The organism is Streptococcus sp. AM43-2AT, assembly GCF_003603405.1.
Taxonomy (GTDB): Bacteria; Bacillota; Bacilli; order Lactobacillales; family Streptococcaceae; genus Streptococcus; species Streptococcus ilei.
On the sequence record NZ_QTND01000004.1, the window covers coordinates 34,377 to 59,341 of the forward strand.

The 24,965-nt window shown below is 42.7% G+C and carries 23 protein-coding genes; 3 read left to right on the top strand and 20 right to left on the bottom strand.

Annotation, left to right across the window (positions count from 1 at the left end; genetic code table 11):
• Positions 1 to 12: 12 nt before the first annotated feature.
• From rseP to DW930_RS08485, 13 genes are all read right to left on the bottom strand, one after another.
• A complete protein-coding gene (rseP, locus tag DW930_RS08425) occupies positions 13 to 1,272 on the bottom strand; it encodes an RIP metalloprotease RseP (RefSeq protein ID WP_123159780.1) in 1,260 nt (419 codons plus the stop codon).
• A 41-nt stretch (positions 1,273 to 1,313) separates the two neighbouring features.
• Positions 1,314 to 2,117, bottom strand: coding sequence for a phosphatidate cytidylyltransferase (locus DW930_RS08430; protein ID WP_023022154.1), 804 nt, complete (start codon positions 2,115 to 2,117; stop codon positions 1,314 to 1,316).
• An 11-nt stretch (positions 2,118 to 2,128) separates the two neighbouring features.
• Entirely contained in the window at positions 2,129 to 2,878 is a 750-nt protein-coding gene (locus tag DW930_RS08435) for an isoprenyl transferase (protein WP_023022153.1), read from the bottom strand.
• Positions 2,879 to 3,009: 131 nt separating this feature from the next.
• Positions 3,010 to 3,339 (bottom strand): preprotein translocase subunit YajC, encoded by a 330-nt coding sequence (gene yajC / locus DW930_RS08440; protein ID WP_023022152.1) that lies wholly within the window; start codon positions 3,337 to 3,339, stop codon positions 3,010 to 3,012.
• Between the two features lie 188 nt (positions 3,340 to 3,527).
• A complete protein-coding gene (locus DW930_RS08445; RefSeq protein ID WP_023022151.1) occupies positions 3,528 to 3,773 on the bottom strand; it encodes a hypothetical protein in 246 nt (81 codons plus the stop codon).
• A gap of 290 nt (positions 3,774 to 4,063) precedes the next feature.
• Entirely contained in the window at positions 4,064 to 6,169 is a 2,106-nt protein-coding gene (locus tag DW930_RS08450) for an ATP-dependent Clp protease ATP-binding subunit (protein WP_123159781.1), read from the bottom strand.
• Between the two features lie 435 nt (positions 6,170 to 6,604).
• On the bottom strand, positions 6,605 to 7,369 hold the full coding sequence (locus DW930_RS08455; protein ID WP_006595036.1) for an amino acid ABC transporter ATP-binding protein: 765 nt from the start codon (positions 7,367 to 7,369) through the stop codon (positions 6,605 to 6,607).
• Between the two features lie 19 nt (positions 7,370 to 7,388).
• Positions 7,389 to 8,075 carry an amino acid ABC transporter permease gene (locus tag DW930_RS08460; RefSeq protein WP_006595037.1) on the bottom strand — a complete coding sequence of 229 codons (687 nt, stop codon included), beginning with the start codon at positions 8,073 to 8,075 and terminating at the stop codon, positions 7,389 to 7,391.
• Positions 8,076 to 8,078: 3 nt separating this feature from the next.
• Entirely contained in the window at positions 8,079 to 8,771 is a 693-nt protein-coding gene (locus DW930_RS08465) for an amino acid ABC transporter permease (RefSeq protein WP_123159782.1), read from the bottom strand.
• 66 nt (positions 8,772 to 8,837) lie between these two features.
• A complete protein-coding gene (locus DW930_RS08470) occupies positions 8,838 to 9,716 on the bottom strand; it encodes a transporter substrate-binding domain-containing protein (RefSeq protein ID WP_123159783.1) in 879 nt (292 codons plus the stop codon).
• Positions 9,717 to 9,743: 27 nt separating this feature from the next.
• Positions 9,744 to 10,745 (bottom strand): uroporphyrinogen decarboxylase family protein, encoded by a 1,002-nt coding sequence (locus DW930_RS08475; RefSeq protein WP_123159784.1) that lies wholly within the window; start codon positions 10,743 to 10,745, stop codon positions 9,744 to 9,746.
• Between the two features lie 99 nt (positions 10,746 to 10,844).
• Positions 10,845 to 11,045 (bottom strand): hypothetical protein, encoded by a 201-nt coding sequence (locus tag DW930_RS08480; protein WP_123159785.1) that lies wholly within the window; start codon positions 11,043 to 11,045, stop codon positions 10,845 to 10,847.
• A 17-nt stretch (positions 11,046 to 11,062) separates the two neighbouring features.
• Complete coding sequence (locus DW930_RS08485; RefSeq protein ID WP_123159786.1) at positions 11,063 to 12,064, bottom strand: uroporphyrinogen decarboxylase family protein; 1,002 nt, start codon at positions 12,062 to 12,064, stop codon at positions 11,063 to 11,065.
• A gap of 317 nt (positions 12,065 to 12,381) precedes the next feature.
• On the opposite strand from DW930_RS08485, the gene DW930_RS08490 reads away from it, so the two are divergent.
• Positions 12,382 to 13,203, top strand: coding sequence for a Cof-type HAD-IIB family hydrolase (locus tag DW930_RS08490; RefSeq protein WP_123159787.1), 822 nt, complete (start codon positions 12,382 to 12,384; stop codon positions 13,201 to 13,203).
• A gap of 371 nt (positions 13,204 to 13,574) precedes the next feature.
• Here DW930_RS08490 and glmS read toward each other — a convergent pair whose 3' ends face one another.
• The 6 genes from glmS to DW930_RS08520 all read right to left on the bottom strand — a co-directional run bounded on the left by glmS (position 13,575) and on the right by DW930_RS08520 (position 21,233).
• On the bottom strand, positions 13,575 to 15,383 hold the full coding sequence (gene glmS, locus DW930_RS08495) for a glutamine--fructose-6-phosphate transaminase (isomerizing) (RefSeq protein WP_123159788.1): 1,809 nt from the start codon (positions 15,381 to 15,383) through the stop codon (positions 13,575 to 13,577).
• Between the two features lie 326 nt (positions 15,384 to 15,709).
• Positions 15,710 to 16,588 (bottom strand): ABC transporter permease, encoded by an 879-nt coding sequence (locus DW930_RS08500; RefSeq protein ID WP_117744927.1) that lies wholly within the window; start codon positions 16,586 to 16,588, stop codon positions 15,710 to 15,712.
• Positions 16,581 to 17,510 carry an ABC transporter ATP-binding protein gene (locus tag DW930_RS08505; RefSeq protein WP_123159789.1) on the bottom strand — a complete coding sequence of 310 codons (930 nt, stop codon included), beginning with the start codon at positions 17,508 to 17,510 and terminating at the stop codon, positions 16,581 to 16,583. The genes DW930_RS08500 and DW930_RS08505 overlap by 8 nt, the downstream gene beginning before the upstream one ends.
• A gap of 354 nt (positions 17,511 to 17,864) precedes the next feature.
• Positions 17,865 to 18,791, bottom strand: coding sequence for an XRE family transcriptional regulator (locus DW930_RS08510; RefSeq protein WP_243635768.1), 927 nt, complete (start codon positions 18,789 to 18,791; stop codon positions 17,865 to 17,867).
• A 217-nt stretch (positions 18,792 to 19,008) separates the two neighbouring features.
• Positions 19,009 to 20,394, bottom strand: coding sequence for a glycoside hydrolase family 1 protein (locus DW930_RS08515; protein ID WP_165851220.1), 1,386 nt, complete (start codon positions 20,392 to 20,394; stop codon positions 19,009 to 19,011).
• Positions 20,395 to 20,540: 146 nt separating this feature from the next.
• Positions 20,541 to 21,233, bottom strand: coding sequence for a gamma-glutamyl-gamma-aminobutyrate hydrolase family protein (locus DW930_RS08520; RefSeq protein WP_123159791.1), 693 nt, complete (start codon positions 21,231 to 21,233; stop codon positions 20,541 to 20,543).
• Positions 21,234 to 21,401: 168 nt separating this feature from the next.
• Between DW930_RS08520 and DW930_RS08525 the strand changes: the two genes are divergently transcribed.
• Both DW930_RS08525 and DW930_RS08535 read left to right on the top strand, forming a co-directional pair.
• Positions 21,402 to 21,590 (top strand): Blp family class II bacteriocin, encoded by a 189-nt coding sequence (locus DW930_RS08525; RefSeq protein ID WP_117744932.1) that lies wholly within the window; start codon positions 21,402 to 21,404, stop codon positions 21,588 to 21,590.
• A gap of 214 nt (positions 21,591 to 21,804) precedes the next feature.
• Positions 21,805 to 21,963, top strand: a complete 159-nt coding sequence (locus DW930_RS08535; protein ID WP_023027625.1) for a class IIb bacteriocin, lactobin A/cerein 7B family — start codon at positions 21,805 to 21,807, stop codon at positions 21,961 to 21,963.
• A 299-nt stretch (positions 21,964 to 22,262) separates the two neighbouring features.
• On the opposite strand, the gene leuS is transcribed toward DW930_RS08535, so the two are convergent.
• Complete coding sequence (gene leuS / locus DW930_RS08540) at positions 22,263 to 24,764, bottom strand: leucine--tRNA ligase (RefSeq protein ID WP_123159793.1); 2,502 nt, start codon at positions 24,762 to 24,764, stop codon at positions 22,263 to 22,265.
• Between the last annotated feature and the right edge of the window lie 201 nt (positions 24,765 to 24,965).

Below are 24,965 nucleotides of genomic sequence, written 5' to 3' on the forward strand. Positions count from 1 at the left end.
TTCATTCCTTTTCTATTTCAAAAATAATTTCATGATATCGTTCCAAGTCACAGCAATCATCAAGATAACCATGACCGCCACTCCAGCAAGGGTCAAGTAGGTTTCTACCTCCTGTTTAAGAGGTTTTCTACGAACAAGCTCGATCAGATTGATCAAGATTTTCCCACCATCCAAAGCCGGAATAGGAATCAAGTTAAAGATTCCGATATTAATAGACAGCATGGCCATCAAGGATAGGATAGCTGGAAGTCCTAGCTCCGCAGCTTGCGAACTAGCTTTGTAGATCGCTACCGGACCACCCAACTTGTTCAAACTAAAGTGGAAGATGATATCCTTCAAGGCCGTCAAAATACGAGTTGCTGTGTACCAGGTATCTGTCACACCTGAGAAAAGCTTATCTAGGAAGCCTGTCTTGACAGCATTGGTCACACCGATATAATACCGTCCCCCATCTTCTTCTGGTTGAACCGTCACTTTTTGAGTTTTCCCGTCTCGTTCATAGGTAATCGTTACTTCTGGATTTTTCCCTTGGTTACGGGTCGCCTTCTGGACAGAATCTGTCAACTCATCCCAGTTGGAGACCTTGTATTCATTGATTTGAACGATCTGGTCATTGTCTTTCAAACCAGCCTTAGCCACCACTCCTTGGGGAACGACCCGAACATGGTTGCTATAGTAGTCCACTGCACCTCCCTGCATAAAGGCAAGGAGAGAGTACACGACAATACTTAAGATAAAATTGTTCATTGGACCAGCAAAGTTGGTAATGAGACGTCCCCAGATACTAGCGTTTTGATACTGCACATCCAGAGGAGCAATCCGTACTTCTGTCCCATCTTCCTCAACGATGGTTGCATCATGGTGGACAGGATAGGTTTTGGTCTCTTCGATGACGATTCCTGTAATTTGAAGTTTATCCTCAAAATCAAAATCTGTGACATTCATGGGAAGAGCTGTCTGGTCGATATTTTTTCCAGAAAGGTTAATCCGAACAACTGTTCCCTCAGGGTTCAAGGTTAGACTGACAGGAGTTCCTGTCTTAATCTCTGTCGTGTCTTCGCCCCAACCTGCCATTCGGACATAGCCCCCCAATGGAAGGATTCGAATGGTATAGGCTGTTCCGTCCTTGCCTACATGGGCAAAAATCTTTGGCCCCATCCCAATCGCAAACTCGCGGACTAGGATACCTGATTTTTTTGCAAAATAGAAATGACCGAACTCATGCACTAGGACAATGACGCCAAAAATGATAATAAAGGCAATAAATTGCATACACGCTCCTTCGTTTTATCTGATGATTGGATGATTTCTGTTTAAAACAGACCGAAGAATAGCATCAGTGGGAAGACAAAAATCAAGCTATCGAATCGATCCAAGACACCACCGTGGCCAGGAATAAAACGGCCAGAGTCTTTCACTCCAAAATGGCGCTTGATGGCACTTTCAACTAAGTCACCAAACTGAGCTGCTATACTGAAAAGAATAGTAAAGAGAATCATGGTCACCCAACCGTAAGATCCCGCAACAGTACGATCTAGTATCATAAAGATCAGCGTCACGACGACAGCACAAGCGATCCCGCCTAGACTTCCTTCAACAGTCTTATTGGGCGATACTCTTGGCAAGAGTTTTTTCTTACCGAACTGGCTCCCAATGAAGTAGGCCCCTGAATCCGTTGCCCAAACAATAAAGAGGGCCAAAAGAATTTTATCCACACCTGCTAAGCGCGCTTGAATCAAGGCATGGAAGCCAAAGCCAACATAAAAGCTTGAAGCAATCGGATAGACAACCTCGTCATAGGTATAGCCTTGCGCCAAGACAGTTGTCCCCATCAATAATAAGACCAAAAGGCCGTAGGCGATGAAATTCCCACCTGCTGGCAAGAAAGGGAGGTAACTTTCTAAAGGCAGAGCCAACACAAGAGCTGCTAGCATAGCCAAGGCTCCTTCGATGGTTTCGGTCTGCAATCCTTTCATCTTCAGCAATTCATGAACACCCAACATAGCGATGAGTCCCACTACAATCTGAAAAACAACTCCTCCAATAAGGACGACTGGAATAAAGAAAGCTAAGGCGATTCCTCCAAAAATCACTCGCTTCTGTAAATCTTTTCTCATATATTTCTCTCCTATACACCACCAAAGCGTCGATGACGATGGCTGTATTCTTCTATTGCATCATGCAAGGCCTTTTCTCCAAAATCCGGCCACATCACATCGGTAAAGTAAAGCTCACTATAGGCCGCTTGCCAAGGCAAAAAGTTACTCAAGCGAAGCTCCCCACTGGTCCGAATAATCAGGTCAGGATCTCGTAAGTCCTTGGGTAGACTACTGGTATACAAATAATTGGCAATCATCTCTTCTGAAATATCGCCTGGATTCAAGCGCGCATCTAGGACTTCCTGGGCAATTTGTTTGACTGCTTGGGTCAGTTCTGCCCGTCCTCCATAGTTCAAGGCGAAATTCAATATTAAGCCTGTATTGGAGCGTGTTAAGGCCTCTGCCTTTTCCAGAGCCTCCAAGGTTTCCTTCGGAAGACGGGAAACCTCGCCAATCATCTGGATCTTCACATTATTTTTGTGAAGCTCTGGAACAAAGCGGTCATAGAATTCAACTGGAAGATTCATGATAAAGCTCACTTCCTGTTGAGGACGTGTCCAGTTTTCAGTTGAGAAAGCATAGACCGTTAGGGCTTGCACACCCATCTCCTTGGCTGCAATGGTTACTTCTTGCAGAGCCTCCATACCAGCTTTATGCCCAAAGACACGAGGTTGCATCCGTTTTTTGGCCCAACGACCATTCCCATCCATGATAATTCCAATATGCTTGGGCACTTCTAGGGGAACACTTAACTTTTCTTTCTTTTTAAAACGAAACATGTTTTTCTACCTATTTCACTGTTTTTATCGCTTCATTATATCATAAATCCGCTTAAAATGGCAGTCTTGTCCCTTTTCTAGGGGGATCTAGCTAAAAATAAAAAAAGCGACCTTTTGATCGCTCCTTCTTATTATTCACCGTCGATGATAGAATCTGATTCGCCAGCGCCTTCAACTGCACCAGCTGTCACTCCTTCTGAAACTGGCAAAACTGTTTTAATAGCTGTCAATTCAAATGTGAGGTATACGCCATCCACATCCAAGACAACGGTTTTCCGTTCAGTGTCTACTTCATCAACTGTTCCATACAAACCACCGATGGTAATCACTTCATACCCTTTTTGAAGCTTGTTCAAGCTTTCCATCCGTTTTTGGTATTGTTTCTTTTGGCTACGGCTCATGAAGAACATCATTCCGACCATTAGCGCAAGCATAAATAGCAAGGTTGTACCACTTTGCATACCATTTCTCCTTTTTAAATCATATATGCTCTACTATAGCAAATTTTATAGGGATTTTCAATATGAACCCCTGATTTTCAAAAAATAAGTCGGTAGATGGAGATGGTCTGCTCACTATTCGATCCAGACAGCTTTCCTAGTGATTCCTTTTTTTAGAAAAAGAAAAAACCATAAAAAATAGGTTTTTGCTAATCGATTGTGATTCCATATTTTTCATGATTTTTATCATACCATTCAATCAACAACATGGCTGTTTGGTAGGTAATGTTTTTTATTTTACTGGTTCCTTTTGTCAAGGTAGCTAGACTCATCTTGCTAATATCTGTCTCAGTCGCTACTCTATAACTTGTCACCTTTCCATCCACCATCAATTGAACGACAGCTTCAACTTTCTTATAATCTTTTGTCGAATAAATATCAATTGGATTTTTCATAAAATCATCCTATCCCCTTAAATTTAGTCTTTTATATATTATATAATTTATTTGTTCATTTATAAGAAAATCTTGCTTACAGACGCTTTCTAAGGCATTTTCATGCTGTATTTTGCACTAATTTATGAAAAAACATACCTATTTTTTATCATTTTTCACTTTCTGGGAAAAAAAACGATAAAACTATACCTCATATATTTTCTTTTGTTGACATAAAAAAGGCTAAGAATTTCTTCCTAGCCTTCTTTTTCAAACTGATTTTCTCTTGTTTATGGAGCTAGATGTCTCGGTTATTCTTCTGAGGTTCCATTCTCTTTAATAACCAATTCTCCATCTTCCATATCAGCCAACAAGTGTTTTGCGTCAAGGTGATCCAAGTGGAAGTCTGTCACCTTATCACGGATTTGTTGCTCAACCACACGACGGAGTGGACGAACACCCATGACTTCATCGTATCCTTCTTCAGTCATATATTCTTTAGCCGCATCGGTAACTGTCAAATCAATGTCTTTCTTAGCAAGCGTTTTGTTCACTTCTGCTAACATCAAGTCAACAATCTTAGAAAGATCTTCCTTGCTCAAGTGTGAGAATTCGATGACAGCATTGAAGCGGTTGAGGAATTCTGGACGGAAGAATGGTTTCAAACGATCCATAAGTTCTGGTTTGTCAGCATCTTCTGTCAAGTTAGCCTCATAACCAAAGCCAGCGTTTGAAGTAGCGATAATGACCGTATTCTTGAAGTTAACGGTGTTTCCTTGACCATCTGTCAAACGACCATCATCCAAGACTTGAAGGAGAAGGGTGATCACTTGAGGATCCGCCTTTTCAATCTCGTCAAGAAGGACGATAGAGTATGGATTACGGCGAACACGTTCTGTCAAGGTATTGTTGTTGTCGTCGTAACCGACATAACCGGCAGTTGTACCGATCAATTTAGACACGGCTGTACGGTCGCTGTATTCTGACATGTCCAAACGGATGATGGCATCTTTAGTACCAAACATATCAAGGGCCAATTGTTTAGCCAACTCAGTCTTACCGACACCAGTAGGACCTACGAAGAGGAAGCTACCGATTGGGCGGTTTCCTTCGTCAAAGCCTGCACGGTTCCGACGGATCGCTTTGGCAACGGCTTCAACAGCCTTGTCTTGACTAATAACCTTGGTTTGCAAACGGTGACCCATATCTTTCAAGCGTTCGATATCAGTTGCACCCATTTGTGATACTGGAATACCAGTCATCCGTTCGACAGACTCTGCTACGTCATTGACAGTTGCCGTCACCTTGTGATCTTCTGTATGGTTTGCAATTTGTTTTTCAAGTTCTTCGATCCGAATTTTTGCATTAAGGGCTGCTTCGTAATCTTCTTTAGCAGCTGCAACTTCTTGTTTCGCTTTTTCTTCTTCAATTTCATGTTCCACAGCATGGACATCTGTCACTGGGTGTTGTGCTGCCAAGTGAGCAGCTGTCACATCGACCAAGTCGATGGCCTTATCAGGCAAGCTACGTTGTGGAATGTATTGAACAGAATAATCAACTGCCGCTTTCAAGACTTCATCAGGCAAGACCACATTGTGGTGTTGTTGATACAATTCACGGATTCCTTGGAGGATCTTGAAGGTATCTTCAGCAGATGGAGCATTAACCTTGACTTCGTTGAAACGACGTGCAAGAGCTGCGTTTTTCAAGATGGTGTTGCGGTATTCATCTTGAGTGGTTGCCCCAATCACGGTCAATTCCCCACGTGAAAGAGCTGGTTTCAAGATATCCGCAAGACCTTTAGATCCTTGACCATCCCCTGTGCTACCTGCACCAAGGATTTGGTGGATTTCGTCAAAGAAGAGGATAATGTTTCCAGCTTCTTTAACTTCGTTGACCAAGTTTTGAATATTTTCTTCAAAGCTACCACGGTATTGTGTACCAGCTTCTAGACCAGAAATATCAATGGAGATGATTTCTTTGTTCTTGATAGCAGCTGGGACATCCCCATTCACGATAGCTTGGGCCAATCCTTCTACAACGGCTGTTTTACCAACACCAGCATCACCAACAAGAACAGGATTGTTCTTAGTACGGCGAGAAAGAATTTCAGAAGTTTCTTGAATTTCTTTATTACGTCCAATAACTGGATCCAATTTTCCTTCACGAGCTTCTTCAGTCAAGTTACGACCAAGTTTTGCAAGGATCCCATCTTGTTTCATGCCTTTACCTTGATGGTGTTGCACTTGCTCGCTTCCTTCAGTTGGAAGTTGTCCAGTTTGACGGTAAATAGCGAATTCTTCCGGTGTCACTTCACGACCGTTGATCATATAGCGACGGCTTTCAGAACGAAAACCTCCCATGTTTCCCATTAGTTGATTGAAAAGATCATCCATATTGTTAAAGTTGTTATTCATAGTTGTTACCTCTAGTTTACATAATTTTAATTTATTCTTGAAAATGAGTAGCCAATTTGGCTACTTTACGTTTTTTACATAATTTTATTTTACTTTTAAATGAATAGCCTCGAGGGCTAGGATCTTGTATTTCTTCTTTTATCAATTAGTTTTCTATATTTTGGAAATAGCATTTCACCATCTCCTTTCCACTATTGATCTTGTATTTCTTCTTTTATCAATTAGTTTTCTATATTTTGGAAATAGCATTTCACCATCTCCTTTCCACTATTGATCCTGTAAACTTTTGAGATTTTCTCAACCTCTTTTTGTTTACATAAATTATTATAAAGCAGACTGGGTTTTTTGTCAACACTTTTTTACATAATTTTTTACATTTTTTAAAAAAATTTTTCCGAAGCAAAAAAACACACCCTTACCAGGGTGTGCCTCTTATCAAATCATGTATTCGACGCTGTAGGTGGCGTCGGATAGAATCCGTGAAAGGAATTGTTTGGTTCGTTCTTCTTTTGGACTGTTGAAGAATTCATGCGGTTCATTTTCTTCGATGATGTGCCCGCCATCCATAAAGATGACGTGGTTGGCCACATCACGCGCGAAGCCCATCTCATGGGTTACGACAACCATGGTTACGCCTTCTTGAGCCAATTGCTTCATGACATCTAAGACGTCCCCGACCAATTCTGGGTCTAGCGCTGAAGTTGGCTCATCCAGCAAGATCACGTCGGGTTTCACTGCGATGGCACGCGCAATCCCGATCCGTTGCTGCTGACCACCTGACAATTGAGAAGGATAGTAATCCTTATAAGCGAGGAGGCCGACTTTTTCAAGGGCGGATTCTGCCCGTTGGATGGCTTCTTCTTTTGGAATCTTCCGAGCCACAATCAGGCCCTCTAAGATATTTTCAATCGCTGTTTTATTAGCAAAGAGATTGTAATGCTGGAAGACAAAGGCTGTCTTTTGGCGGATTTCTAGAATTTCTTTTTTGCTGAGCTTTGAGAGATCATACTCTTTTCCACCCAAAGTCAAACGGCCTGTGTCTGCCTTTTCCAAGTGATTGAGGCAGCGAAGGAAGGTTGTTTTTCCTGATCCAGATGGACCCAAAATAACGACGACATCCCCTTGGTTGACCTTGAGATTAACATCTACCAAGACTTGGTGGTCCTTAAATTTTTTCGATACGTGTTCTACTTCTAACATCTTCTCATTTCTCCTTCTTCTATGCGAGTGTCAGGCGTTTTTCTAAGAGGTTGAATCCCCACTGAATCACCCCACAAATGACAATATAAAGAATAAAAATCACTAAATAGGATTCAAAATATTGATAGCCATAAGAGGCTTCGACCTTGGCAATGGCGGTGATATCCTTGATGGTCATGACAAAGACAAGGGAGGTTCCTTTGACCAAGTTGATGACCAGGTTACACAGATTAGGCAGGGCCGCACGCAAGGCTTGTGGAAAAACAATGCGGATATAGGCTTGGCGGTTGGTCAAGCCAATGGCTTGCGCTGCTTCTAGCTGGCCCTTATCCACCGTCAGAATGGCTGACCGTAAAATTTCAGCCAGACTTCCTGTCGTCATCAAGCTAAAGATGATAAAGGCATAGTAAATGGGATTGATCTCAAAGACATTAAAGTGACTGCCTATGCTCTTAAAAAAGCTATTTAAGAGGCTAGGGAAGAGACTATAAAAGAAGAGAATCAAGAGAATCGGAGGCGTCGCGCGTATAAAGGCCAAGTAAACCACTGAGAAACTGCGAACCCCTTTAACCTTATAAATCTGACCGAGCGCCAAAAAGAGGGCTGGAAAAAAACTCAAGAGAATGGAGACGACCATAATCAGAAGAGTCACTGGAACACCACCCAAGGTGGCTAGAAATGTTTTACTAATAAAATTGAAATCCATAAGCTACCTTTCTGTGACACTGAGTCGTTTCTCAAGGAGTTGAGCTGAGAAGGAGATCACCAAGGCAATCGCCCAGTAGATTACTGCTACGGCTGTATACGTCTCCAGAGAATAATTTCCGAGATTGCGGCTGATCAAGTTATTTCCTGCTCCCATGATGTCGATAAAGCCAATGGTATAAGCCAAAGCGGCATCGCGCATGAGGTTCAAGATGGCCGTTGTCATATTGGGAAGAGCCACGCGAAAAGCTTGGGGAAGGACAATCCGCCAAATAGTTTGAGCTGGCGTCAAGCCAATACTCAAGCCGGCTTCCATCTGGCCTTTTGGAATTGCCAAATAGGCTGCCTTGAAGACCTCAGAGATCATCGCCGCGAAGAGAAGAAACATAGCCACAAGGACAAAGACAAACTTAGACCAGTGATCGATATCTACTCCCAACCACCAGTTTAAAAATTGGGGCAGTCCATAAAAGACCAAGAAGAGCAAGACAATCGGAGGGGTACAACGTAGCGTAAAGATATAGCCTTTTGCTAGACCTGCTCCCACCTTCTCTTCTGATACCTGTGCCCAGGTCAAAACCAAGCCAAAAGCCGAGCCGAGAAGCGTCGTTAAAACCATCAAAGCTAGGGTCGCCGGCAGGGCTTGGACCAAGGTTGGGAGAAATGACCAGACCTTGGAAATGTCGTATGAGACCATCTTTCTTTTCCTTTCTCTATCCGGATAGAAATAAGGAAGCTGGGGCTAAACGCACCCAGTTTCATCTTATTTTTCTTTATCTACATAACTGAAGACATCTTCACCGAAATATTTTTCTGATAGTTTAGCAAGTGTGCCATCTTTTTCCAATTCTTTGATGGCCTTGCTGTAGGCTTCCGCAAATTTTTCGTTTTTCTTATCCTTGTGGATCAATGGGTAAGTTGGAATTCCTTTGTAGGCAAACCAGCTGAGTTTATCTGCATATTGGTGGTAAGAACCATCTTTATCTGTGACCGCTTTTTCAAAGGACAGTTTGATGTCGAAGAAGGCATCGTAACGCCCTTCCAGAACCCATGCATAGGCATCTGCCACTTTGAAAGATTCCGCAGCTGTTAACTCAATTTGTTGGTCCTTATGCTTGTCATTGTATTCTTTAATAACATTCCATTGGGCATTTTGTGGGGAGATTGGAACCAATTTTCCTTTTTCTTTCGCGAAGTCATCGATGTTCTTGTATTTATCCGCATCTTCTTTACGTACGGTAAAGCCAATGATGCTGGCTCCGATTGGTTCTTCCGGAATGATGAATTTCTTAGCGCGTTCTTCGGTATACCAAGCTCCTTTGGTCCCGATATCGTACTTCCCAGATTCTAGACCGATCAAGAGATCGTCATCACTCGTTCCAGTGTACTCAAACTTGTAGTCTGGAAGTTTTTCGTCAATGGCTTTCAAAACAGCTACTTCATAACCATCTGATTCCCCTTTTTCATCGACGAAATCATACGGCACGTAATTTTGAGTGTGGGCTACTTTCAAGGTTGTTACCTTGTTCGATCCTGTTGAGCCTTTGCTGTCGTTTGCGTGGTTCAAGCTCCGTCCAATAATCGTTGCACCTGCAAGGGCAAGAACGGCCACCCCACCGATAATCCATGTTTTTTTACTCATATTCTGTTCTCCCTCTTTCTATTTTCCTTATTCTGCTGCAGCTTCCCGAACCCATTCGATTCGTTCTTCATCGATGTCACTTGGAATGGTACAATCTGCACCGATGACCAAGCCTGTGGTTCCTGTTTCTGCGATGATGCGTTTGGTTTCTGCTTGGATGGCAGCCTTGTCTCCTGTGTAAAGAAGACCATTTTTACCATTTTCAAAGCCACCAAGAACCGTGCGCCCACCAAAGATTTCGCGTCCTTCTGCTAGGCTGATGCCCTCTGGCCCGACTGCCCAGTTAATGACTGGGGCTGGGTAATCTGTGAAGAGGTGGATATCATTGCGAGCCCCTTCATAGCCACAGATATGAAGGATATTTACGCCACCGGCTTCCTTGGCCGCTTCTAAAACATGAAGTTCGCTTGGCGCAATGACTTGTTTGTACACTTCTTGGTTCACGCGCGCATCTTGGATACTTTGAACACTGAGGTAGATTCCGTCCGCTCCAGCTTCTTTGATGATCCGTTGGCTCAAACTAGCAATGTCTAGGCCAATGGTATCTAGTACTTTTTTAAGAGTAGCAGCATCTTGATCGATAAAGTTTGCGATCAAGTCATCTCCTCCTGAAACTTCTCCGACCAACCATTTGAAGTAGGTCACCGGAGCAAAGATATTGTAGATAGCCACAATGTCTTCTTCGAAACCGGCACGGATTTTTTTAACGAGCTCTACCTGCTCTGTGATCCATGGATGATCTGCTCCGAGTGGTTCAATCCCTGCTAAGTCAGAGATATTTTCAAGGCCTTTGTGAATGGCTGGATTTGGATAAGCAAAGTAACCATCACTCATGAGTTTGACAAAGTCTGGTTTGACCTTGTGAAGGAAGTTTTTATGGCCATTGAGGTTTTTTTCAATAATTTCAGGATTAGAAAATCCTTTCAACCATTCTTCTTCTGTTGTAAAATGATGCCAAAATCCAACTGGCACACGATCAACCGCTTCCCCTTTAAAAGCTTTTAAGACTAGTTCTCTTTTTGTAGACATGTTCTGACCTCGTTCTATCTTTTTCTTGTTTGTTATCTTATCACTTCAAAAATTATTTGACTAATATATATTTTTTATCAAGCTCTTCATCTTTTTTTATCACTGATCTTCTAGAAGCAGGACTCCCGCTAGATCAGACGGGCGGATGAGGGAGAGGCTATGGGCTGGAATCTTCTCCACTCTTGCCATATCCGGATCTTTTTTGTTTTCCCCGTGACTGCTTGCTAGAGCAACTTTTGCGAGTCCTAGGACTAATAATAAAGCTACCAGCACCATACACCATACATTGATCTTTTTCATCTCCCTCTCCTTTCTTCTTACAAGACGGCTGCCTGACGCACCCAGTCTAAGCGTTCCAATTGGAAATCGTCTGGCACTGTGCAGTCCGCCCCAAGGATCAAACCGCGACTACCTGCTTCTGCAACCAAGCGACGCGTTTCTTGCTCGATCGCTTCTTTTTCACCTCTGTAGAGCAAGCCTTTCTTGCCATTGACAAAACCACCCAAGACGGCACGATTGCCGAAGTGTTTTCTTCCCTCTGCTAGACTCAACCCTTCATGATGGGTCGCCCAGTTAATGACTTGAGCTGGATAATCCTTGAAGAGTTCCACTTCATTACTGGCTCCTTCAAAGCCACAGATATGAAGGATATTGATCCCACCAGCTTCATTGGCTGCCTCTAGGACAGCAATGTTGCTCGGTTCGATGATCTTACGGTATTCTTCTTGGGTCACGCGCTCATCTTGGACCTGCTGGGTGGAGAAGTAAATTCCTTCCACACCTGCTTCTTGGATCAAGCGACGACTAAGAATGGCGATGTCTCCTGCAATCACGTCAAGAACATGAGCCAAGGTTTCTGGATCTTCCTTAATAAAGTCTGCGATCACTTGATCCCCACGGGACTGATCCGTTCGGAACCAGCGCTTCAAATAGGAAATAGGCGAGAAGATATTGTAGAAAGAAGCGATCTCCTCATGGAAATGGGAACGAATTTCCTTGACGACTTTAATTTGTTGCTCAATCCAAGGATGATTCTCTCCAATCGGTTGAATGTCCTTCAATTCTTGGATCGATGTGATCTCTCTAGAATAAAGGACACTCGGATAGCGGAAAAAGCCATCGCTCATAATCTTGACAAAATCAGGAGATATTTCTTCGACATAGTGTTGGTGTCCTTTGATACTTTTTTCAAGTACGGCTGGATTGTCTAGCCCCAACTCTTTTTCTTCTTGAGTCACATAATGGAGCCAGAATCCTACAGGGATTCGCTCAACTTTTTCACCTCGAATGGCACGAAGAACCAACTCTTTTTTACTCATACTGTGAAACCTCCTCAATCTCTTCTCCAAAAGGAAAACTGACTGCTGCCCTTCTGAAATTTGTAACCATGATATCACCTCGAAAAGTAGCTGACTAATATATTTTCCCTATCAAGGCCTTAAAATTTCTTTATTGAGGCAGGTATCAAAAAAAGCGCAAGCCCTTGAAAATAAAGCCTTGCGCGCGTTCTTAACTATTTTTTTATTTTTGAAAAAGGGTCTGCTTTGAAAATTACTTGACCCAGTTATAAGAATCAACTATACCCCTTCTTTTAATTCTCCTAAAATGTGGTATACTTAAGAAAAAGGAGGAGCCTATGTATTCCATTCGTTTAATTGTTAGTGATATTGACGGAACCATTCTGGACCAGCAGCATCAGGTTGATCCCAACCTTATCAAACTCATTCCCCAGCTCCAAGAAAAAAAGATTCCTTTTATCTTGGCATCGGCTCGCTCTCCTATCGGGATTGCCCCTATCGCAAGAAGTTTGGGCGTCCATCAGGAACCTATCGCTTGCTACAATGGGGCTCTCATCGTCAAGGGAGCAGAGATTTTATTTGAACACAGCCTGGACAAAGATGAGATCCGCACCTTCCTCCATCGTGTGGACGAACTAGATCCCAGCATTTCAATTAATTGTTATAGCGGGGCAGTCTGGTTCAACTCCAGAGAGGACCAGTGGACCCAAGTTGAGGCTGCTATTACGGGTGAAACTCCCCAGATACAATCACTTTCTCAGACCCTCTCTGATGATACTCTCCATCTACATAAATTGCTCTTGATTGGAGAGACTCAGAATATTCAAGAACTCTATCAGAAGCTGGATCCGCAAGAATTTCCACAGACTGCTTTTTACCTTTCAAAGGAAAACTACCTAGAAGTCACTGCCAAAGCCGTCTCAAAAAGAGATGCTGTCCTTGAACTCGCGGCTTACTATCAAGTTCCCTTAGAAGAGGTCATGACCATCGGAGATCACTTCAATGACCTCCCCATGATTCGTCTGGCTGGACTTGGAGTTGCCATGGGAAATGCTCCTGAAGCCGTCCAGAAGGAAGCTCAAGTTGTCACCACCAGCAACCAAGAACACGGCGTAGCACAAGCTATCCAAGAGTATGTCTTACCGCCATCAAACAAATGAGAGTGGGACAGAAATCGGTCATTCGTTAGAATTCGATTTCGTCGTCCCACCTCCGCACAGCTTCAACAGTCTGGGAGACTGTTGAAGGTTGCAGATAAAGGAAACATAATTTCCGTCAACATAGGGCATCTTTGAAGCTTAAAAAGCGAATAAAGACTTAGGATACTTGCTTCGCAAGTTCTATCCGCCACCTCAAAGCAGTGCTTTGAGCACTCAACCACTGCGTCTTGCTCGACAATCCAAAGACAATTGAGAGGCTAGGACTTTTATCCCAGCCTCTTTATAACTCTTCCTTCTCTTTTCTAACTCACTGTTTGTAACCCAGCCTCTAATAAAAAAAAGAAGCTAGGACTGGATCCTAGCTTCTTTTTTTATTCTACTGTTACGGATTTAGCAAGGTTCCGTGGTTTGTCCACATCAAGTCCACGGTGAAGGGTTGCAAAGTAAGCGATCAATTGGGTCGGTACCACCATTGAGATTGGTGAGAGGTAAGGGTGGACCGTTGTAAGAACGATATCATCTGTATCTTTGGCAACATTTTCTTCTGCGATGGTGAGAACCTTGGCACCACGCGCCGCCACTTCTTGGATATTTCCACGAGTGTGGTTAGCTAGGACAGGGTCTGACAAGAGGGCCAAAACAGGTGTCCCCTCTTCAATCAAGGCAATGGTTCCGTGTTTGAGTTCTCCGGCCGCAAAGCCTTCACATTGGATGTAAGAAATCTCTTTGAGTTTGAGACTGGCTTCCATGGCTACATAGTAATCTTGACCACGTCCGATGTAAAAGGCGTTGCGTGTTGTTTCAAGAAGCTCACGAACCTTACTCTCAATCAATTCTTTTTCTGAAAGAGTTGACTCGATCGACTGAGCGACGATAGACAACTCATGAACCAGATCAAAGGCTTGCGCTTTTTCGTTGCCATTTGCTTCACCAACTGCTTTTGCAAGGAAGGCAAGGGCTGCGATTTGTGCTGTATAGGCCTTGGTTGATGCTACGGCAATTTCAGGACCTGCATGAAGCAACATCGTATGGTTAGCTTCACGAGAAAGAGTTGACCCTGGCACGTTTGTAACTGTTAAGCTCGGAATACCCATTTCATTGGCTTTGACCAAAACCTGACGGCTATCAGCTGTTTCACCAGACTGACTGATGAAGATGAAAAGTGGTTTCTGGCTGAGAAGCGGCATACCGTAGCCCCACTCAGATGAGATACCAAGTTCAACTGGTGTATCTGTCAATTCTTCCAACATCTTCTTAGAAGCAAATCCTGCGTGGTAAGATGTTCCAGCCGCAAGGATGTAGATGCGGTCTGCCTCTTGAACAGCCTTGATGATAGCTGAATCTACGACTACTTGACCAGCCTCATCCGTGTAGGCTTGGATCAACTTACGCATCACCGTTGGTTGCTCATCGATTTCCTTGAGCATGTAGTAAGGGTAGGTACCCTTACCGATATCTGACAAGTCAAGTTCAGCAGTGTAGCTAGCACGCTCACGACGATTGCCATCATAGTCTTGAACTTGGACGCTATCAGCCTTAACAATTACCAACTCTTGGTCATGGATTTCCATGTATTGGTTGGTTTCACGAATCATAGCCATGGCATCAGAGCAGACCATGTTGTAGCCTTCCCCAAGACCAATCAAGAGTGGTGATTTGTTTTTTGCCACGTAGATGACATCTGGATTTTCAGAGTCAATCAAGGCAAAGGCATAAGAACCACGGATGATATGAAGAGCTTTTTTGAAGGCTTCAAGTACTGACAAGCCCTCTTCTTCGGCAAATTTCCCAATCAAGTGAACAGCGATTTCTGTATCTGTTTGTCCCTTGAAGTGGTGACCTGCAAGGTGTTCTTCCTTGATTTCAAGATAGTTTTCAATCACCCCATTGTGGACCAAGACAAAACGACCTGTCTCAGACCGATGTGGGTGAGCATTGTCTTCTGTTGGTTTCCCGTGAGTGGCCCAACGAGTATGTCCAATACCAGTTGTCCCCTCAACACCAGCAGTTTTAGCAGACAATTCCGCAATACGACCAACAGCCTTGACTAGATGGTTTTCAGCACCACCTAGGACAAAAATCCCCGCCGAATCATAACCACGGTATTCGAGTTTTTCAAGTCCTTGAATCAAAATATCCGTTGCATTTGTATTTCCAACAACACCAACAATTCCACACATAGTTTTTACGACACAGACAAGCTGTGCTTTCTCCTTCTATAAAAATGAAAGAAAATAGGTATCCATACTTGAGTTCCCTTATTTTCTTAGCCAATTTATAAAATTGGTCTAGTCTGATTTGATAGAAAAATCATCAGCGGAGTCAGTATACAATGCTTTTTCCTGTTTGTCAACCTAAAAAATACCAGAAATTGGTCTAGTTAAGAAAGGGTTAAGAAAAACCTACCAACATGTCAGTTGATAGGGTAGGATGATTGGCTTCATTTAAGATAGTAATTGATTTCAACTAATCTAGATGCCTATCCAATAATTTCATGAGCTTCACTTCATTTTTTTACCTTTTTAATTATAAAATGAACTCCCAGCAAAACAACTATGATAATAGAAATATAGGCAAACATGAACTGATTCGATAGATGTTCACCACTCGCATTCTGCAAGATAATCCCATAAGATTCTTTGTAGTTCGTAATGACCGAAGATGGGGCGTCATTAAATACTTGAGCAATTGAATCTTTCATCAAAACTTGTTTTAAGAGTGCATTCACCTGTGTTAGAGGGAACCAGGTCATGACCTGGTGCAAGGTTTCTCCTACGGATCCAATTGAAAGATAAACACCAGAAATGAAGCCGATAAAGGTTCCAACTATTGTACTCAAAGTTGTAAAAGCTGAACTAGTTCGGATAAAAGTCAAAATTGGAAGAATAATAGCCGCAGATAAGATCGTTCCTAATGAGGTAACCCCCAAAATTGATAAGTAATCAGTCATTGAATAATCAAGAAGAGAACTAAAACCATTAAAAATACCAATTGCAAAAACACAAGAGAACATGGTCATAATAATCCCAAATAGAATTGCAAAAACTGCATAGGCTAATTCAACCTTAAAGTTAGATACTGGACTGACTTTAAAGTCCTCACTCAACTTCTTTTCTCTATCTGAAACCATTACGCCAAATGCACCAAGAGTACTTGTCATTGAAATAATAGTTGTTAAACCTGAGATTAACCAATAATTGACCATCTGAATGGTATCCGTAGAGGCGGTATCACTATTCAAAGCCTCCTTGATGGCATCAATCTGAATTTGTCCTAGAAAGACTTGATAAACCAAGATTAAGATGATGACCGATAAGAAGGACATCAAGAAAGCTAATCGATCTCGTGTATAGACTTTCCGATTTCTAGAAATTAATTCAAGCATTCCCCTCTCCTCCTTTAGATTTTAGTAAGTTCAAATAAGCTGCTTCCAAATTGGAGTACTCCACATTAAATGTTTCAATAATTGATTTTCCTTGATTTTCTGAAATAATCTCCATCATCTCTTCAACCGAGACATCCTTAAATACGACTTCTGCCTCAGAGAGAACTTGACACTTATTTACAAATTTAGATACAGATAACGATTTTACTGATTGACCAGGTTTTAAAGTGACATTCAAGTTAGTGGTTGAATGCTGTTTAATAAAATTAGCAATATCTCCTGAATAATACAAATTACCTTCGATTAAAACATTTAAGATATCACAAGCAGCCATCTCTTCCAAATAATGAGTGATAAGAACGACAGTCATATTACCTTTTTTGTTCAGCTGATGGATCGCTTCCCATAAATCATGACGAGATTGTGGATCTAAACCAGTTGTTGGCTCATCTAACAACAGCAAAGACGGTTGTGGCAATAAAGCTCGGGCAATATCTACTTTTCGTTTTTGTCCTCCTGATAAACTGCCATATTTTTTCTTTTTTAGAGTAGCTACATCCAAATAGGATTGCAAATCTGTAATACGCGTTTGTACTTGTGATTTTGATAAGCCGTACAAGGATCCACGAGATACTAAGTTTTCCTCTACCGTTAAGTTATCATCTAAACGATTACTTTGAAATACAATACCGATATGTCGATAAAAATCTTTCGTTGGCAAAGATTTTCCATCCACTTCCCAAAGAATCTCTCCTGAACTTGGCTTGAAATTTTTAATCAACAAATTAAAGAGTGTTGTTTTCCCTGCACCATTCGGTCCAAGAAGTCCATAAAATTTTCCTTCCTCAAGAACTAAATCAATTCCTTTCAAAGCCTCAAAGGAACCATAGCTTTTCTTTACATTGTGTAATCTAATTTCCATTCTCTGACACCAACATCCTTCCTGAAGCAACTTCTTCCTTCCTTTCTTCTACTCTCAGTATATCCAATTTCTATCATTTAACGTGAGGACATTCATGTCCTGTATAATCATCAATTTCACCAAAAAAAGCTGGGACAAAAGTCCTAGCCTCTCAATAGTCTTTGGATTGTCGAGCAAGACGCAGTGGTTGAGTGGGCTCTACTACGCTGATTTCATCAGCTTTTACAGCCCTACTCAACTGTGCGGAGGTGGGACGACGAAATCGAATTCTAACGAATGACCGATTTCTGTCCCACTCTCTCAATGTTCATTTTATATTTTTCAAGAACAACAGACGAAAGGATAAATACTTCTCTATACCTCAGTGTAGTTTAGACCCTTTTTCTCAAGGTCCTCTTTCCATTCTTCTTGCATGTTTCTCTTCACTAGATCCTCAGATAATAAGTCTGCCATCAAGCATACTTTTTGATAATCATTTTGTGCTTTTTCTAGATCATCTTCTATAAATAAAGCAACTTTCCAATTTAAAGCATAAACAAAAATATTATCCTGAAAATCATGTCTCTTTGTCATAATATCATTTAAGGCTTTAACAATGTCTGGCAACCTGTCGTATATCCCATAATGGGCTAACACGCCTGCGGCTGAGATTAGAGTGTTTTGTAGCATTTCCAACTCTGATAAGGGGAAATAATCTATCGCAAGTATAATCTTCTCCACTAAGTGTATAAATTCTTCTTGATCAAAGACCCCCAAAGCCAAAGAAAGCAAGCGCAATTTAATTATTTCCACATCGTTGGGGCTTAACTCTTTTTTCTTCATGGCTTGCCCCAGATACTCATCTAATAGACCTTGATCAAAAGAAGAATTTTTGGATCCAATCATATCAACCGTAGCTTGGGCGACCTGGACAGACAGTTTTTCTTCCTCTGGCAAGTTATCAAAATAATTTTCATAAATGTCCTCAATAATTTCTTCATGCCGATGAAGACGATCTTGATCTCCATAATGGTATAAAGTCCGTAATTGATACTTAAGGTTCAGATATTCTGCTGGCAATTCTAAACTAGTTTGATTCGTTAGCTTATCTAGGGAAACACCTAGTTGCTCAGCAATATACTTTGCCGTTGCAATCGTTGGTAAAGACTGACCTTTTTCAATTCTCTGGAGTTGGCGCGTCGTTAATATGTCCTCAATACCACAGATTGCTTGTCTACTTAATCCCTTACTTTCACGTAGAGTTTGTACTTTTTTCCCTAATTCTGTTTTAAAATCCATCATACAAGCTCCTTTTCTTCTGGTTTTATTATAACACATATTAAAGTTGAACGTTTTTTAACATTTTCCAGCACTAAATGAAAAATCGGAAATGAAGAACTCCATCAGAAACATCTGCATCTGATGAAGTTCCACACTTCCGAAAATAAAACTGCCAACTACTGAAACGAACGAGTCCTATCATACTTGGACAATAGAATCCTCAACCATCCTCAAAAACTTACTCTTCAAATCCATTCTGCTTGCTCAACTCACGGAACCAATGGCCCGATTTTTTCAGGCGCCTTTCTTGAGTGGCTAGGTCTAATTCGACAAGGCCGTAGCGATTTTTATAGCCGTTGAGCCAAGACCAGCAGTCGATAAAGGTCCACATGAGGTAGCCCTTACAGTTGGCTCCTTCTTGAATAGCCCGGTGCAACTCACGCAGGTGATCTTTGACGAAGTCAATCCGGTAGTCATCTTGGATTTCCCCATTTTGACGGAATTTTTCTTCCCCTTCAACTCCCATTCCATTCTCTGTTAGAAGCCACTCGATGTTGCCATAATTTTCTTTGATATTTTGCGCGATGTCATATAAGCCCTGCTCATAGATTTCCCAGCCTCTGTGTGGGTTGATCTTTCTTCCTGGCATGACATAGGGTTCGTAGAACTGCTCGACCAGCATAGGAGAGTCTGGGTTTGGCGCATAACGAGGCGCAGAAACCCGCATTGGCTGGTAATAGTTGACCCCTAAGAAGTCAACTGTATGTTCTTTTATCAGCTCTAAGTCACTTGGATCCACCTCTGGCAAGAGATCGCGCTCTCGCAGAATCTCTACCAACTCTGGTGGGTAAGTCCCAAGCACAGACGGATCGAGAAAAGACTTGGCTTGGAAGAGTTCAGCGATTCGTGCCGCCTTGACATCTGCTGGATGTTGGCTCCGAGGGTAGGCTGGTGTCAAGTTCAACACTACTCCGATTCGATAGCTTAGATCCACCTCATGGCAGGCCTTGACAGCAAGGCTACTTGCCAACTGAGTATGGTAGGCAACTTTAACCGCTGCAGCCGCATCTACCTTATGTGGGTAATGGGCATCATAAAAGTAACCAAACTCTACAGGAACAATGGGTTCATTAAAGGTGATCCACTGATCAACCAAGTCCCCATAGGTTTCAAAGCAGAAACGAGCATAGTCGCGATAGGCGTAGACCGTCTCCTTATTTTCCCAGCCATCTCCTTGTTCTTGCAAGGCAAAAGGAAGGTCAAAGTGATAAAGATTGACCATCAAATGAATGCCTTTGGACTTGATGCGTTCAAACACTTGGCGGTAAAAAGCCACTCCTACTGGATTGACTTCTCCACGTCCTTTAGGGAAAATCCGAGACCATTGGATAGAAGTCCGAAAGGCAGTATGCCCTGTCTCGACTAGAAGCTCAATGTCTTCTTCCCAATTTTCATAAAAGGTCGAAGTTAAACCGGGCCCTTCTTGGAAACGAAAGCGATGAGGCTCTACTTGATACCAGTAGTCCCAGAGGTTGTCCCCCTTGCCATCTCCGGCAAAACGCCCTTCTGTCTGTGGACCAGATGTCGATGTCCCCCATAAAAAATTTTTTGGAAACTTAATCATGTGTTTATCCTCTCTCATTGTCTTCCTCTCTATTATACTCCCTTTCAGCGCGGTTCCTAGAGACTATTTTCAGTCATTTTTACGCAGATTATAGAAAAAACACGCTAGCTATCAGAAGACCCGATTTCTAGCGTGTTTTGTTTCCATTATAATTGATTGACGACATAATCAAAGAGAGCCTTGTCTCCCTCGCTTATCTGATAGCGCAGTTCTGGATGCCACTGAACCCCTAGAAAGGCTGTCCCGTAGGATGATTGAACCGCTTCGATAATCTGGTCATCCGGACTAACAGCAATCACTTCTAGATGAGGGGCTAAATCCTTGATCCCTTGATGGTGGTAGGAATTGATCTGACCAACTTCTCCGAACAAGTCTCGCAAAACGGTCCCCTCGACGGTTTCGATTGAATGACTGGCTTCGCTGGCGGGATTTTCTTGCCAGTGGTGGTCGATATCTTGGTAAAGTGTCCCGCCCATAGCTACATTGTAGAGTTGCATGCCTCGGCAAACCGTAAAGATAGGCTTCTTAGCAGCTATTGCTTCCTTGATCAAGGCCAATTCAAAAAGGTCGCGCTCAAGCAAGTAATCGTCACTGACAATTTCCTTTTCTGCTCCATAAAACTGAGGAGAGACATGCTGACCACCTGTGATAATCAACTTGTCAATCAAGGAAATATAGTGGCCAGCCGTTGTAGGATCTCCAATTGGAAGGATCAGAGGGATGCCCCCTGCTTCTTGAACTCCCTGGACAAAGCCTGTCGGTGTATAGCTGAGGTACATTCCTTCTTCTTCACGAAAAGGGCGTTGATTACCCGTTATCCCAATCACTGGTTTCTTCATCGCTCGTTCTCCAATCTCTTCATAGCTAATATAGTTCCTTATTTTATCACACTCTGAAGGTGACTTTCAACTTTTTTTCATGATTTTTCAAACAATGAGAGCTTTTCCAGAATTTTTACGAATTGTATAGATGAAGAAGCAATTTTCTTCAAAGAAAGGAGAAGATAGATGAACACAATTTCTATTCATTCTGATGACATACTATCAGATCATGAACTAGCTACTATTCAAGGTGGATTTATCCCAGCTGTAGTTGCAGGGGTAGCTACATGGAAAATTGCCACAGCTGCTGTCGGTAGTATCGGACTAGTTTTTGCTGCTGGAGCAGGTCTAGGATATCTAGCCAACCGTCCATAGGTATGAATGATGAAAAAAAGACACCTATTCCACATCATCACGATATCTACTTTACTTTTGTCTAGGATCTTTTTAGCAGTTCTACAAATCCTACACGACCTTCATTATCTCACACTCCCTTTTGAAACTTACGGAGTAAGTGACTTACTTTCTTGGATTCTTGTTATTTGGATCCTAAGCATAGCATATAGAGAAATTAGAAAGGAGAAAAACAATGAATAACTTACAACTTTTAACAACTGAAGAATTGGAAAACACCCGGGGCGGTATTGGCCTAGCTGAAATCGTAGCTATTTCAGGAGTTGCAAACTTTTTCGTTTCCGTCTTTAATGCAGGTTATAAATTTGGGGCTGACTTGGCCCGACGTCATTAATATAGAAAAGAGAGTGGGACAGAAATCGGTAATTCGTTAGAATTCGATTTCGTCGTCCCACCTCCGCACAGCTTCAACAGTCTGGGAGACTGTTGAAGGTTGCAGATAAAGGAAACATAGTTTCCGTCAACATAGGGCATCTTTGAAGCTTAAAAAGCGAACAAAGACTTAGGATACTTGCTTCGCAAGTTCTATCCGCCACCTCAAAGCAGTGCTTTGAGCACTCAACCACTGCGTCTTGCTCTACAATCCAAAGACAATTGAGAGGCTAGGACTTTTGTCCCAGCCTCTTTTTAACCTTATTTTACAACAATATTAACCAATTTATTTGGTACACTAATCACTTTCACGATTTCCTTGCCGTCGATCTCTGCTTTGACTTTGTCGTCAGCGAGAGCCACTTCTTGCAATTCTTCGCGTGACAGATCTTTGGCGACCATGAGTTTAGCACGGACTTTACCTTTGATTTGGACGACGATTTCGATTTCGTCTTCAACCAATTTGCTTTCGTCCCAAGTTGGCCAAGCTACGTAAGAGATGGACTCACCAGTTGCTGCCACTGTTTGCCAGAGTTCTTCTGCCAAGTGAGGCGCAAATGGAGCGATCAATTGGATAAAGCCTTTGGCGTAGTCCACATAGAGCTTGTCTTCCTTGTTAGCAGCATTGACAAAGACCATGAGTTGGGCAATAGCTGTGTTGAATTTCATCGACTCGATTTGCTCTGTGACAGCCTTAACGGTTTCGTTGTAAACTTTGTCAAGAGCACCTGTGTTTTCCGCAACGATTTCTTTACTTGTAATCAAACGGTAAACACGGTCCAAGAACTTACGGCTTCCTTCCAAGCCTTCTTCTGACCAAGCGATGGAAGCATCGAGTGGCCCCATGAACATTTCATAGACACGAAGGGTATCAGCACCGTATTGTTCCACTACATCGTCTGGATTGACAACGTTCTTGAGGGATTTCGACATCTTAGCGGGTGCTTGCTCCAATTCTTCTCCTGTTTCCACATGGAAGAAGGAACCGTCACGTTTTTCAACCTTATCAGTTGCTACAAGAGCACCACGATGGTCACGGTAGCTTGTTCCCAAGATCATTCCTTGGTTAAAGAGTTTTTGGAATGGTTCCTTAGTTGGAACGACACCGATATCATAGAGGAATTTATGCCAGAAGCGAGCGTAGAGCAAGTGGAGCACAGCGTGTTCTGCACCACCCACGTAGATATCGACTGGCAACCATTGTTTGAGGAGGTCCTCATCTGCCAATTTCTCAGTGTTGTGTGGATCGATATAGCGGAGGTAGTACCAGCTTGAACCTGCCCATTGTGGCATGGTGTTGGTTTCACGACGACCTTTGACGCCATCTTCACGAGTCACTTCCAACCAATCTGTCAAGTTGGCCAATGGGCTTTCCCCAGTACCTGAAGGGCGGATGTCCTTGGTTACAGGCAAGACAAGTGGCAAGTCACTTTCTGGAACGGCTGTTGAAGTCCCATCTTCCCAATGAATGATTGGGATTGGTTCACCCCAGTAACGTTGACGGCTAAAGAGCCAGTCGCGGAGACGGTAGGTCACCTTTTCTTGACCACAGCCTTTTTCTTCCAACCAAGCCACGATTTTAGCAATCGCTTCTTCTTTGTTGAGTCCATCTAGGAAGTCTGAATTGACGTGAAGGCCATCTTCTGTGTAAGCAGCTTCAGCTACGTTTCCACCTTCCAGTACTTCTACGATTGGAAGTCCAAACTGGTTGGCAAATTCCCAGTCACGCTCATCGTGGGCAGGCACAGCCATAACAGCACCTGTTCCGTAGCTAGCAAGAACGTAGTCGGCAATCCAGATTGGGATTTCTTTGCCATTGACAGGGTTTATGGCATAAGCACCCGTCCAAACCCCTGTTTTTTCCTTGGCAAGGTCTGTACGAGCCAAGTCTGACTTGAGGCTAGCTTGGTGTTTGTAGTCAGCCACAGCCTCAGCTTGTTCAGGGCTTGTAATGGCATCTACTAGTTCATGCTCAGGTGCAAGAACTGTGAAGGTCGCACCAAAAAGGGTATCTGGACGTGTCGTAAAGACGGTGAATTCCTTGTCAGTCCCTTTTACTTTGAAGGTGACATTGGCACCAGTTGATTTACCAATCCAGTTACGTTGCATGTCCTTGATAGACTCTGGCCAGTCTAGTTCATCCAAGTCATTAAGCAAACGTTCTGCATAAGCTGTGATTTTAAGCATCCATTGGCGCATTGGTTTGCGGACAACTGGATAGCCACCACGCTCAGAAGTTCCATCAGGAAGGACTTCTTCGTTGGCGATAGCTGTTCCGAGTTCCTCAACCCAGTTTACAGGTACTTCGGCTTCATAGGCTAAGCCTTTTTCGTAAAGCTTGGTGAAGATCCATTGCGTCCACTTGTAGTAGTTTGGATCTGTTGTGTTGACTTCACGATCCCAGTCGTAAGAGAAACCAAGGGCATTGATTTGGCGTTTGAAGTTGGCAATGTTTTCTGCTGTGAATTCCGCTGGGTCATTCCCAGTATCCATGGCATATTGCTCAGCTGGCAAACCAAAGGCATCCCAACCCATAGGGTGAAGGACATTGTAGCCTTGGGCACGTTTGAAACGGCTAAGGATATCTGTCGCTGTGTAACCTTCAGGGTGTCCTACGTGAAGACCCGCTCCAGATGGGTAAGGGAACATGTCAAGCGCATAAAACTTCGGTTTTGAGACATCTGTTCCTGTCTTAAATGTATGATGGTCAGCCCAGTGTTTTTGCCACTTAGGCTCGATTTCTTTATGATTGTAAAAACTCATGCTGTCTCTCCAATTTTCGTGATGCTCCTATTATACCATTTTTAGGGGATTTTTAAAGGTTCTATCCACCAAAAAAGAGGCTGGGACAAAAGTCCTAGCCTCTCAATTGTCTCTGGATTGTCGAGCAAGGCGCAGTGGTTGAGTGGGCTCTACTAGGCTGATTTCATCAGCTTATACATCCCTACTCAACTATGCGAAGTT

Bases quoted from the DNA above. Each gene is read 5' to 3' on its own strand.
- DW930_RS08485 (WP_123159786.1), bottom strand. From the start codon at position 12,064: ATGAGTAAAAAAGAGTTGGTTCTTCGTGCCATTCGAGGTGAAAAAGTT.
- DW930_RS08500 (WP_117744927.1), bottom strand. From the start codon at position 16,588: ATGCTTGAATTAATTTCTAGAAATCGGAAAGTCTATACACGAGATCGA.
- DW930_RS08535 (WP_023027625.1), top strand. From the start codon at position 21,805: ATGAATAACTTACAACTTTTAACAACTGAAGAATTGGAAAACACCCGG.
- glmS (WP_123159788.1), bottom strand. From the start codon at position 15,383: ATGTGTGGAATTGTTGGTGTTGTTGGAAATACAAATGCAACGGATATT.
- DW930_RS08520 (WP_123159791.1), bottom strand. From the start codon at position 21,233: ATGAAGAAACCAGTGATTGGGATAACGGGTAATCAACGCCCTTTTCGT.
- leuS (WP_123159793.1), bottom strand. From the start codon at position 24,764: ATGAGTTTTTACAATCATAAAGAAATCGAGCCTAAGTGGCAAAAACAC.
- DW930_RS08445 (WP_023022151.1), bottom strand. From the start codon at position 3,773: ATGAAAAATCCAATTGATATTTATTCGACAAAAGATTATAAGAAAGTT.
- DW930_RS08465 (WP_123159782.1), bottom strand. From the start codon at position 8,771: ATGGTCTCATACGACATTTCCAAGGTCTGGTCATTTCTCCCAACCTTG.
- DW930_RS08460 (WP_006595037.1), bottom strand. From the start codon at position 8,075: ATGGATTTCAATTTTATTAGTAAAACATTTCTAGCCACCTTGGGTGGT.
- DW930_RS08455 (WP_006595036.1), bottom strand. From the start codon at position 7,369: ATGTTAGAAGTAGAACACGTATCGAAAAAATTTAAGGACCACCAAGTC.
- DW930_RS08510 (WP_243635768.1), bottom strand. From the start codon at position 18,791: ATGATGGATTTTAAAACAGAATTAGGGAAAAAAGTACAAACTCTACGT.
- DW930_RS08430 (WP_023022154.1), bottom strand. From the start codon at position 2,117: ATGAGAAAAGATTTACAGAAGCGAGTGATTTTTGGAGGAATCGCCTTA.
- DW930_RS08515 (WP_165851220.1), bottom strand. From the start codon at position 20,394: ATGATTAAGTTTCCAAAAAATTTTTTATGGGGGACATCGACATCTGGT.
- DW930_RS08435 (WP_023022153.1), bottom strand. From the start codon at position 2,878: ATGTTTCGTTTTAAAAAGAAAGAAAAGTTAAGTGTTCCCCTAGAAGTG.
- DW930_RS08480 (WP_123159785.1), bottom strand. From the start codon at position 11,045: ATGAAAAAGATCAATGTATGGTGTATGGTGCTGGTAGCTTTATTATTA.
- DW930_RS08525 (WP_117744932.1), top strand. From the start codon at position 21,402: ATGAACACAATTTCTATTCATTCTGATGACATACTATCAGATCATGAA.
- DW930_RS08475 (WP_123159784.1), bottom strand. From the start codon at position 10,745: ATGTCTACAAAAAGAGAACTAGTCTTAAAAGCTTTTAAAGGGGAAGCG.
- DW930_RS08505 (WP_123159789.1), bottom strand. From the start codon at position 17,510: ATGGAAATTAGATTACACAATGTAAAGAAAAGCTATGGTTCCTTTGAG.
- DW930_RS08490 (WP_123159787.1), top strand. From the start codon at position 12,382: ATGTATTCCATTCGTTTAATTGTTAGTGATATTGACGGAACCATTCTG.
- rseP (WP_123159780.1), bottom strand. From the start codon at position 1,272: ATGCAATTTATTGCCTTTATTATCATTTTTGGCGTCATTGTCCTAGTG.
- DW930_RS08450 (WP_123159781.1), bottom strand. From the start codon at position 6,169: ATGAATAACAACTTTAACAATATGGATGATCTTTTCAATCAACTAATG.
- DW930_RS08470 (WP_123159783.1), bottom strand. From the start codon at position 9,716: ATGAGTAAAAAAACATGGATTATCGGTGGGGTGGCCGTTCTTGCCCTT.
- yajC (WP_023022152.1), bottom strand. From the start codon at position 3,339: ATGCAAAGTGGTACAACCTTGCTATTTATGCTTGCGCTAATGGTCGGA.